A 13354-nucleotide genomic window follows, 5' to 3' on the forward strand; every position below is an offset into this window, starting at 1 on the left:
TTACAAGGTGCCCCCTTTGTCGTTATCCGGAGAAGAACATGACCTACCGCGCCCCCGTCAAAGACCAACTGTTCTGCATGAAAGAACTCGCTGGCCTGGACCAGATTGCCCAGATCCCCGGCTTTGAAGATGCCGGCATCGAAACCGCCCAGGCCGTGCTCGAAGAGTCGGCCAAATTCAACGAGGCTGTCGTCGCCCCGCTGAACTGGAGTGGCGACCAGGACCACGGCTCCTGGGACAACGGCGTGGTGCGCGCCTCCAAGGGTTTCAAGGAAGCCTATCGTTTGCTGGCCGAAGGCGGCTGGCAAGGCCTGCAGCAGCCCGCCGAATTTGGTGGCCAGGGCCTGCCCAAGACCATCGGTGCGGCTTGCATCGAGCACACCACCGCGGCCAACCTGAGCTTCTCGCTGTGCTCCATCCTGACCGGTGGCGCCATCGAAGCCCTGCTGACCGGCGGCAACGATGAACTCAAGACGCGCTACATCCCCAAGATGATCGAAGGTGCCTGGACCGGCACCATGAACCTGACCGAGCCGCAAGCCGGCTCCGACCTGGCGCTGGTGCGCTCCAAAGCCGTCAAGCAGGACGACGACAGCTACCGCATCTGGGGCCAGAAGATTTTCATCACCTACGGTGAGCACGACATGTCCGAGAACATCGTGCACCTGGTGCTGGCCCGCACGCCTGACGCGCCCGAAGGCGTGAAGGGCATCAGCCTGTTCGTGGTGCCCAAGTTCCTGGTGAACGAAGACGGCTCCAATGGCAAGCGCAACGACGTGTATTGCGCGTCCATTGAAGACAAGCTGGGCATCAAGGCTTCGCCGACCGCCGTGCTGGTCTTTGGTGACGACAAGGGCGAAGTGGGCGCTGGCGCCATTGGCCACATCGTGGGCGAAGAAAACCGCGGCCTGGAATACATGTTCATCATGATGAACGCGGCCCGCTTCGACGTGGGCGTGCAGGGCATTGGCGTGTCCGAGCGTTCGTACCAGCAGGCCGTGTCTTACGCCAAAGACCGCGTGCAATCGCGCCCGGTCGATGGCTCGCTGCCCGGCTCGGCCGCGATCATTCATCACCCGGACGTCAAGCGCATGCTGATGACCATGCGCTCGCTGATCGAAGGCGCGCGTGCCATGGCCATCGTGGGTGCTGGCGCCTACGACACGGCCCATCACCATCCTGACAAGGACGTGGCCAAGCAAGCCCAGGCCGTGTATGAATTCCTGGTGCCGCTGATCAAGGGTTTCAGCACCGAGAACTCGATCGAAATCACCTCGCTGGGCGTGCAGGTGCATGGCGGCATGGGCTTCATCGAAGAAACCGGTGCGGCGCAGTACTACCGCGATGCCCGCATCCTGCCCATCTACGAAGGCACGACCGCCATCCAGGCCAATGACCTGGTCGGCCGCAAGACCTCGCGCGATGGCGGCGCTTTGGCCAAGGCCATCGCCGCGCAGATCGCCGACACCGAAGGCCAATTGGCCGCGCGCGACAGCGTGCAGGCCAAGAACCTGGCCAAGCGACTGAAGGTGGCCCGCGAGGCCTTCCTGCAGGTGGTGGACTTCGTCGTGGCCAATGTCCGCACCAAGCCCAATGCCGTGTTCGCGGGTTCGGTGCCTTACCTGATGCTCACGGCCAACCTGGTCAGCGGCTGGCAACTGGGCCGTGCTTTGCTGGTGGCCGAAGACCGCTTGCACGCTGGCGAAGATGCCGACTTCATGAAGGCGAAGATTGCCACCGCCAGCTTCTATGGCGACCACATCCTGCCCCGCATTGGCGGCTTGCGCGACAGCATCCTCGAAGGTGGCGACAGCGTGACGGCGATGGCGCTCGATTCGTTCTGACCGATTCTTTTCTGATTTGACCCAGGCAAGGATGCCCTTCACTCGGTTCGGCCGGTGAGGGCATCCTTTTTCTTTGGCCCTTAGGAGTTCACATGGCTTTGCCCGCGATTCTGAAAAGCATTCCCTTTCCCGTCATCGCTTCGCCGATGTTCATCTTGAGCACCCCCGCCCTGGTCATTGCGCAGTGCAAGGCCGGGGTGGTGGGCTCGATGCCCGCGCTCAATGCCCGCCCCGCTGCTCAACTGGAAGAGTGGCTGGTCGAGATCACCGAGGCCCTGGCGGCTTACAACGCCGCCAACCCCGACAAGCCCGCAGCGCCGTTTGCCATCAACCAGATCGTGCACAAGAGCAATGACCGCCTGGAGCATGACCTGGCCCTGTGCGTGAAATACAAAGTGCCGATCGTCATCACATCGCTGGGCGCGCGCACCGACGTGAACGACGCGGTGCACAGTTATGGCGGCATCGTGCTGCACGACATCATCAACAACAAGTTCGCCAAGAAGGCGATCGAAAAGGGCGCCGATGGCCTGATCGCCGTGGCGACGGGTGCCGGTGGCCACGCGGGCACCATCAGCCCGTTCGCCCTGATTGCCGAGATCCGCGAGTGGTTCGATGGCCCGATTGCGCTGTCGGGGGCCATTGCTACCGGCGGTGCGGTGCTGGCTGCGCAGGCCATGGGGGCGGACTTTGCGTATGTGGGATCGGCCTTCATCGCGACCGATGAAGCGCGTGCGGTTGATGCCTACAAGCAGATGGTGGTCGACAGCAACAGCGACGACATCCTCTACTCCAGCAAATTCACGGGGGTGCATGGCAACTACCTCAAGCCGTCCATCGTGAACGCGGGCATGGATCCGGACGCCCTGGGCAATGGTGATCCGAGTCAGATGAACTTTGACAGCAATGCCAGCAGTGGCAAGGTTTGGAAGGACATTTGGGGTTGCGGGCAGGGGATTGGCGCGATCAAGAAGGTGGTGCCGGTGCGTGAGTTGGTGGCGCGGCTGAAGTCGGAGTACAAAGAGGCTCGGCAGAAGTTGGTGTGATCGTGTAGGAGCGCGACGTGGGGATGAGGCGGTGGCGGGCAGGGTTCCTGCTGGGGCGGTCCACCGCGTTGCGGCGGACTGCTCTGCGGTGCTTGCCCAGGGCGGGGATCGTCCGAAACTCGCCCTTGCAGGGCTCAGACAGCGGACGATCCTTGTCCGCCCCGGGCTGTGCTCCTCGACGCCCCAGAAGTCGCCCTGCCCGCCACCGCCTCATCCCTGATCACCTCGCTGGTGGCGTGGCACGAGGTCTGCTGCATTGCCATCATGGTGCGGCGATACACACAATGCGACCGTGCCCTGCCACCAGCGGGGCGCAAAGGGGCTGGGGCGGCATCCGGCAGGGCGCCTGGGTGGGTGCTGAGAAGCGGAGTGCCGAGGTGGGCGTGCGCAGCACGCATCAACATCTGACCGGCCGTGGTTGTTTGAACGAAGCGGATAAATCCGCGCAGTGAGTTCCACGGCCCCACCTCGGCCCGAGCATTCGAAGGCAGTCCCGCGCAGCGGGACCACCCACCCGAAGCCCTGACGGATGCCTCCCCAGCCCTAACCCCAGCCCCGCGCTGCCGGTATAAAGCCAAAAACTAGCCCGTCCGCAACCCCAGCTTGAAAGCAATCATTGCCCTCAGCTTGGTCGGCACCACCGGCTTGACCAGCAAGTGGAAGTTGTACTGCGCGGCATCCGCCTCGTGCCCAGTCATCGTGCTGCCCGTCACCATGATGGCCGGCAGCTCGGGCCCGAAGCGCGCCCGCATGGCCTTGATCGCGTCCACGCCGGTCAGTTGCTCAGGCAAGCGGTAATCCACGATCAGCAAATCCGGCTTGGCCTCGGTGGTCTGCGCCCAGGCTTCGACCCCGGCGACGGTGTCGAAAGCGCTCACCGTGGCGCCCCAGCCTTTGAGCAGCACCTGCAGGCCTTCCAGCACCGCCAGTTCATCCTCCACGACCACAATGTGGCGGCGGTCCAGCGTGACACCCAAGGCGGGCTTGCTGGGGATGCTGCTGCGCTGCATGCGCGGTGCGCGGCCAATCGGCAGCATCAAGGTGAACACGGTGCCGTGGCCCACGCGCGAGCGCAGGGTCAGCGGTGCGGCCATCAGGTCGGCCAGGCGCTTGACGATGGACAGGCCCAGGCCCAATCCTTTGCGGTGATGCGGCTCCAGCGGGCGGCCGCTGTGGGTTTGGTAGAACTCGTCAAAGATGCGGACCTGTTCTTTCTCGGCGATGCCGATGCCCGAGTCCCAGACCTGCAGGCACAGTTGCTCGCCCCGCACGCGGCAGGTCACCAGCACGCCGCCGTCTTCGGTGTAGCGGATGGCGTTCGAGACCAAGTTGCGCAGGATGCGCTCGACCAGGACCGGGTCGGCCAGGGCGTGGTGTTGCTCACCCCGAAAGCTCAGCATCAGGCCTTTTTCAAAGGCGGTGGGCTCGAAGTGCAGGCGGATGCGGTTGAACAGCTCCTGCATCGAGAAGTGTTCTGGCTCGATGTCGACGGCGCCTGTGTCGATCTTGGTGATGTCCAGCAACTCGCTGAACAGGCCCTCCAGGGCATCGACCGAGCTGTTGATGCTGTTGACCAAGTGCACCACTTCTTCGTCTTTGTTGCGCTGACGCAAGGCCTCGGCGAACAGGCCCATGGCATGCAAGGGCTGCCGCAGGTCGTGGCTGGCAGCGGCAAAGAATTGGGTTTTGGCGCGGTTGGCGGTCTCTGCCAGACGCTGCGCGCTTTCGGCGGCGGCCGTTTCACCGCGCAGCTTGATGGCCAGGTCCTGCGTCTGCAGCTTGTGTTTGACCATCTCGGCGAACACATTGCGGAACGCCCAGGCCACCGACATGGTGCACACGCCTAGCAGGAACCAGATCCCGGCCAATTGCAGGTCGTGCGGTTGGCCATGGAGGGCAGTGCGCAGGATCATGGTCCCGAAGTACATGGTCATGCACGTCAGGAACAGCTTGGTCTGCATCGCCATGAAGGGCACGGAGCCAATGGCGAATGAGTAAATGATGAGCATGAGCGCCGTGCGCTCGAACGATCCACCGTAGTCATAAAAGAGCACGGCCGCCACACACCAGGTGGCGGCATTGAAGCCGGCGCCCAGGGCCCACAGCAGTAACCAGCGTTCGTGGTCGACCTGGTTGCGCCGCACGGCACGCTCGAAGCTGTACATGCCGACGATGCGGGCCAGCCAGATCAGCAAGAAGGCGGTGGCCCAGCCCAGCAGAAGCTGGCGCGGCGCGTGAGGCCAGTAGATCGCGGTGGTGACGGCCATGCCCAGGATGTGCCCAAACAGGCCGGACCCGGTTTGGCTGTAAACAGACCGGACGGTATCCGGCACCAGGGCGGACCTGGGGCGCGCGGGAACGTCCGGCACGGCCGGAGCGCTGGTCACCAGGGCAGGTGGCGCGGGGCTCATGATTTACCGGGCATTGGGGCGCCAGGCCGAGAATCCGCTTTGTTTTTGCAGCATCTGGCTGACGGCGATCACGGCCTGGGTGCGCGAGCTGACGCCCAGCGCGCGCAGCACGGCGGCAACGTGGTCCTTGACGGTTTCGACCGACAAGCCCAGTTCGCGGGCGATCAGCTTGTTGGGCTGTCCCTTGAGCAGCAGCGCCAGCACGTCGGACTGGCGGGGTGTCAGGCCCAGCTGTATCAGCGAGGGCACGCTCTGGAAGCCGGCTTGCACCGCTTCTTGCTGGATGTTGGGCATCGGGGCGGGCGCTTTGCCCGGGTTGAAGTCGGAACCCATGCTCATGGGCGGCACGTAGACGCCGCCCTTCATGACTTGCTGCAGCGCATCAATCAGGGTTTCGTTGGTCGCGCGCTTGGGCACGAAGCCCATGGCGCCCATGTCGATGGCCCGGATGACGTCACTGGTTCGGTCCGAGGCCGAGATCACGACCACGGGCAGGGCGGGGTAGGCCGTGCGCAATTCGGCCAGCAAATCAAAGCCGTCGTCCTCGCCCAGGTGCAGATCCAGCAGCACCAGGTCGAAATTGTCGTCCGCGCGCAGGGCGTCACGGGCGGTTTGGCCGTTGGAGGCGGTGGACACGGTGACGTTGTCCCCCAGGCCCTGGATGACCGATTGCAGGGCGGCCAGGATCAGCGGGTGGTCGTCAATCAGCAGGACCTTCATGAATAACTCCTTGGATTCATCCGCTATTTCAGGATTTGGCTTTTTGAATTTCCTGAATCATAGGGGCAAGCCGGGCTCAATCCTCTGGGCAACCGGTCGATAACACGACAAGGCGTTCTCGGGTATCGATGGTTTCTTCTGTCAAAGCACGTGACGGATCGGCATGGGCTCCCACCATGCTGGATCCACAGGCACTACTGCCTGCTGAACCGATTGTCCAGTTGGGCATGCCGGATGTGCTGACCTGTGTGCGCGCCACCCTGATCGAAGACGATTGGGCCACCGGCAGCACGGCGTTGGTGACCCAGATTTGCCGCTTGTTGGGCGCGTCCCGGGTGTCCCTGGGGTGGATCACGCGCAATAACCTGAAGGTGGTGGCCTTGTCCGACGGGGTGGTTCTGGAAGAGGGCGTGGCCATTCCTGAGCTGCACCAGGCGATGCTGGAGGCGGCTCACCAGCATGTCACCCTGGTTTGGCCGCCCACGCGGGCGATGAACGAGCGCATCACCTTGGCCCACCAGGCCTTGTTCAAGACGCAGGGCTTGAGCGGGTTGGTATCGGTGCCGCTGGCGCGTCATGGGCAGGCGGTCGGGGTGTTGGTGTGCGAGCGTGCTCTTCAGGTCGATCCACTTCGCCCCAATTCGACCGATGCGTCTTCGACCGGCACATTTCTGGCCGAGCAGGTTCAATGGCTTGAGTCGCTGGCCGAGGTGGCCGCGCCAATGCTGCTCCTGCGCTATCAAATTGACCGACCTTGGCTGGACCGCTGCCGGGCGCAGTGGTACGACTTCCGCCAACGCCTGGCCGATCCGGCAGAGCGCGGCTTGCGCTGGGGCTTGGGCGGGCTGGCCGGGCTGTTCGTGATCGGCGCTTTGGTGCCGATGCCCCACCAGGTCACCGCCAATGCCCGCCTGGAAGGGGCCGTGCAGCGCGTCATGAGTGCGCCGCAGGATGGCTTCTTGCGCGAAGTCATGGTGCGGCCTGGTGATGTGGTCAAGGCCGGCCAGGTGTTGGCGCAACTGTCCGACGACGATTTGCAGGGGGCTCGCCGAGGCCGCATGGCGGAAGTGGCGCAGCACGAGAACGAGTTTTCCGAAGCCTTTGCCCGTGGCGACCGTGCCCAGGCCATGACGGCCCAGAACAAATTGGCCGAATCCAAGGCCCAGTTGTCGTTGGTGGATCATCAGTTGTCGCGCCTGAAGGTGGTGGCGCCTTTCGATGGCGTCGTGATCCAGGGCGATTTGCGCCAGCAACTGGGGGCGCCGCTCAAGCGTGGCGAAACTTTGCTGACCTTGGCCCCTGGCCTGGATTGGCGGGTGGTGCTGGAGGTGGATGAATCCGACATTGCCAGCCTGCAACGCGGCCAGGTGGCCGGTTTGCGTCTGGCCGCCTTGCCCGACCAGGTCATTGGTTTGCTGTTGGAGCGTGTGACGCCGGTGGCTAAGACCACGCCCGGTGGCGTGATGTACGAAATCGAGGCTCGGCCCAATGGCGCGGGCGCTGGTGCCACGGGTTTGCGCCCAGGCCTGCAAGGCGTGGCGCGCATCGAGATGCCGGCGCGGCCCTTGCTGTGGCGTGCGGCGGTGTACAGCTGGCAACGGTTGCGCATGTTTGTCTGGACCTGGTTTTAAGCCCGGGCCATGCAAGACACTCTACTGTCCCCTTACTGGTACCGAATCTCCGGCCTGCACCCCCGGCTGAGGCAGCACGTGCACGTGCGCATGCAAACCACGCGCGGGCAAGCCTGGTATGTGCTGCACAACCAGGCCACGGGCCGCTTTCACCGGGTCAACGCGCAAGCCTATGAACTGGTGGGGCGCCTGGATGGGCGCTTCACGGTGGATGAAATCTGGCAGGTTTTACTGACCCACCTCGGTGACGACGCGCCGTCTCAGCACGACGTGATCCGAATCCTCGGCCAGTTGACCGACGCCGGATTGGTGCAGGCCGAAGTGACGCCAGATGTGCGCCAGATGCTGGCTGCTGATGAGCAACGCTCCCAGCGTGAACAGCGCAGTCGGCTCAACCCGCTGTCGTTCCGCCTGGGGCTGTTCAATCCGTCGTCCTTGCTAGAGCGGCTGCAGCCCGTGGTGCGCGTGCTTTTCAGGCCCTGGGTGGCCGTGCTGTGGTTCCTGCTGGTCTCGCTGGCCTGCGTGGCGGCGGTGCTGAACCTCAAGGACATCCTGCCTTACGCCCAACTCAATTTCATGAGCCCGGCCTTTCTGGCCATGGCCTGGGTCATCTACCCCATCCTGAAAGGGCTGCACGAGATGGGGCATGCCATGGCCCTGCGCAAGCACGGTTGTGAAGTGCCCGAGGTGGGCGTGAACTTCTTCCTGTTCGTGCCGATGCCCTATGTGGATGCCAGCGCCTCCAATCGCCTGGTCAACCGGTGGCACCGTGTGCAGATCAGTGCGGCGGGCATCGCGGTGGAACTGGCGCTGGCCTCGATGGCCCTGGGCATCTGGCTGCTGGTTGAAGACGGCTGGGTGCGCCAGGTGGCGTTCACCACGATGACCATTGGCGGCCTGTCCACCTTGATGTTCAATGGCAACCCGTTGATGAAGTTCGACGGCTATTTCGTGGCTTGCGATGCCCTGGACCTGCCCAACCTGAGCAACCGAAGCGCCCGAGCCTTTGCCCAGCTGTTGCGCGGTTCGGCCATGCGCATTTTGCGGATGGATGCGCCGCTGGAAAACCAGGTGATCCACGGCGCCGATCGGCTGGAGCGTTGGGCCTTGTGGTGGTATGCCCCGCTGTCTTGGCTGTACCGCATTGGCGTGACCGCGCTCATGGTCATGTGGGCTTCGGAAAAGTCCTCCTGGCTGGGCATGGGTATTTTGGTGTGGGCTTTGTGGACCCAGGTGCTGACGCCAGCACGCGGCTGGGTGGACCAGCTCATGCAATCGCCTGGGTTTGACCGGGTGCGCGGGCGCGCCATGGTGGGTGCGGGCTTCGTGGTGTCGGCCTTGTTGGCGGTGGCGGCTTTGGTGCCCATGCCTTCCAGCATGGTGGTCGAGGGGTTGGTGTGGTTGCCAGATCGCGCCCAGGTTCGTGCTGCCAGCGATGGGCAGGTTGACACCGTCTGGGTGCGCAGTGGCGAGCGTGTGGACGCCGGGCAGCCCGTGGTGTCGGTGCACGACCCTGAACTGCTGACGCGTCAGGCGGTTCTGCAAGCCCAGATCGACTCTTTGGAGAACGAGTTGTATGGTGCCTACACGACCGATCCTCTGCGCATGAAAAACGCGCAAGAGGCCCTGGTGCGTGACCGTGCGGCCATGGCCCAGTTGGACAAGGACTTGTCTCGCCAGGTGTTGCGCGCCGGGGTGAGTGGCGAGTTCGTGATGTCGCGCCAGGAAGACCTCGACCAGCATCAGGTTAACCGCGGCGAGCTGCTGGCCTATGTGCTGGCCGACGAGCCCAGTGTGATCCGCGCCGTGGTGCCCGAGCGCTCTGTGGACGCGGTGCGCCACCGGGTCAAATCGCTGTCGGTGGTGCTGGATGAGCAGCCCGGCAAGGTTTGGCCCGCCAGGATGATTGGTGAAGTGCCTGCGGCCTCTGACAAGCTGCCCAGCGCTGCTTTGGGCGACCGATCAGGTGGGCGCGTGCCCACCGATGGCACCGACACCGATGGCCTGCGCCCCACCGAGCCTCAGTTCGTGATTGACCTCCTTCTGGAAGGCCGCATCCCGAGGACGGGCGGCCTGGCACGTGTGCGCATTGACCTGGCCCCGCAGCCTTTGCTGGCCACTGTCACCCAAAGCGCCCGCCAGTTGTTCCTCAAGCATTTTTCAGACGTCAAAGGTTGAGCCGCATGGACACCGATGCCCATTGGCTGCCCCCCAACATCTGGTCGGAGCAGGTCTCGCACCGCGGTTTGGTGCCGCGTCCCGGTCCGGTGTTCGGCAATTACCCCTTGCGTGATTTGCCCTTGCGCTCGACCAGCCCGATGGTTGCCTGGGCGCAGTCGATGCTGGCGGCGCCCGCCAAGCCTTCACCCAAGCAGGACAAGACCCTGCTGAACCAGATCCAGCGGGCTGAAAAAACCTGGGGTGGCTTGAACTCGCGCGAGTTCGAAGAGCGCCTGGCCACCCTGCGGGTGCGCTTGAGCGTGTCCGGCTTTTTGCCCGAACTGGTGGCCGAGGCCTTTGCCGTGATCAGCCTGCAGGTCAAGCGCCACCTGGGCTTCTCGCTGCACGATGTTCAAAAGCAGGCGGCCTGGTGGATGCTGGGCAACCGCTTGGTCGAGATGGCCACGGGCGAAGGCAAAACCTTGACGGTGTTGCTGACCGCGGCCACGGCCGCACTGGCCGGCGTGCCCGTGCACGTGATGACCGCCAACGACTACCTGGCCCGCCGGGACGCCACGCAGCTCAAGCCCATTTACGAATCGCTGGGCCTGAGCGTGGCCTGGGTGATGGCCGCCAGCACGCCCCCTGAGCGCCAGAAGGCCTACCAGCAGAACGTGGTGCACGTGACCGCGCGCGAGGTGGCCTTTGACCACCTGCGCGACCGGGCCGCCCGCGCGGCGCTGGACACGCCATCCATCGTCTTGCGTGGCCTGTGCATGGCCATCGTGGATGAGGCCGACAGCATCCTGATCGATGAGGCCTGCACGCCGTTGATCCTGTCCAAGCAGGTCAGCCAGCGCGAGGCGGATCAGCGATACCGCCTGGCTTTGTTCCTGGCGCGTCAGTTGGTGCAGACACGAGATTTTGTGTTGCCCGGCCAGGGCGCGGTGCGGTTGACCGAAGAAGGTAGCACCTTGCTGGCCTCGCTGACCAAGTCGCTGGAAGGGCCCTGGAAGCTCAAGCGCTACCGCGAAGAGCAGGTGTGCCTGGGCTTGTCGGCCTTGCATTGCTTTCAGCGCGATGTGGACTACCTGGTGCGCGAAGAGGGCATCCACATCGTGGATGGCAACACCGGTCGGCTGGCGGTGGGCCGCGTGTGGTCGAGAGGCCTGCACCAGATGATCGCCATCAAGGAAGGACTTGCGCCCCAGGCCGAGAACGAAACCTTGACCGAAACCACCTACCAGTCCTTTTTTCCGCGTTACCACGCGCTGACCGGACTGAGCGGCACGGTGTTCGAAGGCCGGACCGAGCTGATGAGCGTGTACGGATTGCCCGTGGTGAGGGCGCCCTTGCGTCTGCCATCGCGTCGCCAAGTGCGTGCTACCCATGTTCTGGGAACCGCCGACGAGAAATGGCAGGAGGTGGTTCGCCGAGCCCATGCCGAGGCCCAGGCCGGGCGCGCTGTGCTCATCGGCACGGACAAGGTCGCTGACTCGGACGCCTTGTCGCGCGCCTTTGCGGCGGCCGACGTGGCGCACCAGTTGCTCAATGCCCGGCAGGACGAGGCCAGTGGCGAAGCCGAGCACGCGGTGATCGCCGCCGCCGGTTTGCCAGGGGCCATCACCGTGGCCACCCACATGGCCGGACGCGGTACCGACATCCACCTGAGCCCCGAGGTGCTGCAGCGCGGTGGCCTGCACGTGATCAACACCAACTTGAACCCCTCGCGCCGCATTGATCGGCAGCTTTACGGACGCGCGGCGCGCCAGGGCATGCCTGGAAGCTGCGAATGTGTGCTGAGCTGGGAGGACGAAGCCGTCCGACCCGCCATGGCCTCGGGGTGGCAGGCTCTGGTGTGGCGGTTGGGGACCCAAATTCTGAGATCAAGGATGCTGGCGGTCTGGTTGTGCCGTGGCGCCCAGCAGCGCAAGGAGGGCGTCAGCCGCCATCAGCGTTGGTCCTTGCTGGTCAATGAGCGGCTCATGGCCCGCCAGTTGGCACTGGCCGGACGTCAGGATTGGGACTGAACACCTTTCCTATTCCACGGATCGCATCCATTGTCCGAAAGAGATGATGGGGGTGTTTGAAGGGCGTTAAACGACGGACTTCTCGCTTTAGCCGGACCCCAGTTTTGGTGACTTAGTTGGCATTTCGTTCTTCAGGCCGGGGCTTCGTGCCTCAAGTCCTCCAGGGGTACGGCCGAAAAGACGACATATCTCAAAAAGTAACCACTGCCGGAAGTCCGAAGATTCGTGGTCCAGGAGCAAGCATTGAAGATCAAAGCGTTGAGCATGTTGGCAGCCACCACCCTCGGGTGGGGCGTCGGCTGCCATGCAGAGTCTCTGGGGTGCCTGATCGAGCCAGACCGGGTGGCCGATGTCGGGACCCAGGTCGTGGGCGTGCTAGAACAAATGAAGGTTGAGCGGGGTGACAGCGTGACGGCCGGGCAGATCGTGGCCCGCCTGACTGCGCAAGTGGAGCGTGCTTCCGTGAACGTGGCGCAAACCAGGTCCGCCGCCGATGCCGAATACAAGCAGGCCGTGGCCTCCAATGTGCTGGCTCAGCGCAAACTGGACCGCACGCGCGATCTGGTCAAGAAGGATTTTGTGTCGGACCAGGCCTTGGACCAGGCCGATGCCGAAGCCCGGGTGGCGGAGCAGCGTGTGGCCCAAGCCCGAGAGGCACAACGCGTGGCCTTGCGTGAATACCAGCTGTCGGCCGTGCAACTGGGCCAGCGCGACGTGCGCAGCCCCTTTGACGGCGTGGTGATCGAGCGCTACCGCACCGAAGGTGAACGCATTGAGCGCGAGCCCCTGGTGCGTGTGGCGCGTGTGGATCCTCTGCGTGTGGAGGCCATCGTGCCGGCAGCCCAGTTCGGCTCCATCGTGGCCGGGCAGGGCGCGTTGGTCAAAACCGATCTGCCCAACTTTGGTTCACTGAATGCGAAGGTGGTGTTGGTGGACCGCGTGATTGATCCGGCCTCCAACAGCTTCCGCGTTCGCATGGTGCTGCCCAATCCGAACAACCGCATTCCGGCCGGACTGAGGTGCCGGGTGGATTTCATCGTCGCGCAGCCTGCCACCAAGGACACCGCACCGATTTTGCCGACGGCACCCGTGTCGGTGCCGAATCCTGTTGGCCAGAAATCCGTGCCGGTGCCGGGCGCCCATCAGTTGAACGATCCGCTGGACATGTCGGCTCTGAAAAAGAGCGTGACCGATGCCGGACGCGCTTTGCCGGGCAGCCGCGTTTTTGCACAGAACCAGCCAGCCGGTGGTCGGGCGGCGGTCAAAAGTTATCTGCTGATGCGTCAATCTCGGTTGAGCATCAGCACGTCATTGGCGGCGCCAGGTAAAACCAAGGTGCAGTCCATGTCATCGTTCGTGGTCCCTCGGATGATTGCGATGCGCTGAAGGAATGGCCATGCGGCAGGTCCCACCCCAACGCCGTGGCCGCGGAGTGTCTTTTCTGGTTGAAGAGCTGGAGTCCAGGCTCCTTTTCTCCGCGGACGCAGCGACATTGCTTGGCTTGCCAGTCTC

Annotated in this window: 8 protein-coding genes; 6 read left to right on the forward strand and 2 right to left on the reverse strand. The window is 64.0% G+C overall.

What is annotated here, in order from left to right:
* The first annotated feature begins 38 nt into the window (after window positions 1–38).
* Complete coding sequence (locus PSV38_RS05240; protein WP_300545610.1) at window positions 39–1844, forward strand: acyl-CoA dehydrogenase; 1806 nt, start codon at window positions 39–41, stop codon at window positions 1842–1844.
* A 92-nt stretch (window positions 1845–1936) separates the two neighbouring features.
* Window positions 1937–2890, forward strand: coding sequence for a nitronate monooxygenase family protein (locus tag PSV38_RS05245; RefSeq protein ID WP_300545613.1), 954 nt, complete (start codon window positions 1937–1939; stop codon window positions 2888–2890).
* Between the two features lie 581 nt (window positions 2891–3471).
* Here the strand turns inward: PSV38_RS05245 and PSV38_RS05250 are convergent.
* Complete coding sequence (locus PSV38_RS05250; protein ID WP_300545615.1) at window positions 3472–5301, reverse strand: ATP-binding protein; 1830 nt, start codon at window positions 5299–5301, stop codon at window positions 3472–3474.
* Between the two features lie 3 nt (window positions 5302–5304).
* The gene (locus tag PSV38_RS05255; protein WP_300545619.1) at window positions 5305–6021 is read right to left on the reverse strand and encodes a response regulator transcription factor; all 717 of its coding nucleotides are present in this window, start codon (window positions 6019–6021) and stop codon (window positions 5305–5307) included.
* Window positions 6022–6197: 176 nt separating this feature from the next.
* Here PSV38_RS05255 and PSV38_RS05260 point away from each other — a divergent pair, with 176 nt between their 5' ends.
* The 4 genes from PSV38_RS05260 (at window position 6198) to PSV38_RS05275 (ending at window position 13228) form a co-directional block, all read left to right on the forward strand.
* Window positions 6198–7652, forward strand: a complete 1455-nt coding sequence (locus PSV38_RS05260) for an HlyD family efflux transporter periplasmic adaptor subunit (RefSeq protein ID WP_300545621.1) — start codon at window positions 6198–6200, stop codon at window positions 7650–7652.
* Between the two features lie 9 nt (window positions 7653–7661).
* On the forward strand, window positions 7662–9830 hold the full coding sequence (locus PSV38_RS05265) for a PqqD family peptide modification chaperone (protein WP_300545624.1): 2169 nt from the start codon (window positions 7662–7664) through the stop codon (window positions 9828–9830).
* 5 nt (window positions 9831–9835) lie between these two features.
* Window positions 9836–11842 (forward strand): DEAD/DEAH box helicase, encoded by a 2007-nt coding sequence (locus PSV38_RS05270; protein WP_300545626.1) that lies wholly within the window; start codon window positions 9836–9838, stop codon window positions 11840–11842.
* Between the two features lie 264 nt (window positions 11843–12106).
* Window positions 12107–13228 carry an efflux RND transporter periplasmic adaptor subunit gene (locus tag PSV38_RS05275; RefSeq protein WP_300545628.1) on the forward strand — a complete coding sequence of 374 codons (1122 nt, stop codon included), beginning with the start codon at window positions 12107–12109 and terminating at the stop codon, window positions 13226–13228.
* Window positions 13229–13354: the final 126 nt, after the last annotated feature.

It is taken from the genome of Aquabacterium sp. (genome assembly GCF_029946005.1).
Classification (GTDB): Bacteria; Pseudomonadota; Gammaproteobacteria; order Burkholderiales; family Burkholderiaceae_C; genus Aquabacterium.

Bases quoted from the DNA above. Each gene is read 5' to 3' on its own strand.
- PSV38_RS05240 (WP_300545610.1), top strand. From the start codon at position 39: ATGACCTACCGCGCCCCCGTCAAAGACCAACTGTTCTGCATGAAAGAA.
- PSV38_RS05250 (WP_300545615.1), bottom strand. From the start codon at position 5,301: ATGAGCCCCGCGCCACCTGCCCTGGTGACCAGCGCTCCGGCCGTGCCG.
- PSV38_RS05270 (WP_300545626.1), top strand. From the start codon at position 9,836: ATGGACACCGATGCCCATTGGCTGCCCCCCAACATCTGGTCGGAGCAG.
- PSV38_RS05265 (WP_300545624.1), top strand. From the start codon at position 7,662: ATGCAAGACACTCTACTGTCCCCTTACTGGTACCGAATCTCCGGCCTG.
- PSV38_RS05260 (WP_300545621.1), top strand. From the start codon at position 6,198: ATGCTGGATCCACAGGCACTACTGCCTGCTGAACCGATTGTCCAGTTG.
- PSV38_RS05245 (WP_300545613.1), top strand. From the start codon at position 1,937: ATGGCTTTGCCCGCGATTCTGAAAAGCATTCCCTTTCCCGTCATCGCT.
- PSV38_RS05255 (WP_300545619.1), bottom strand. From the start codon at position 6,021: ATGAAGGTCCTGCTGATTGACGACCACCCGCTGATCCTGGCCGCCCTG.
- PSV38_RS05275 (WP_300545628.1), top strand. From the start codon at position 12,107: ATGTTGGCAGCCACCACCCTCGGGTGGGGCGTCGGCTGCCATGCAGAG.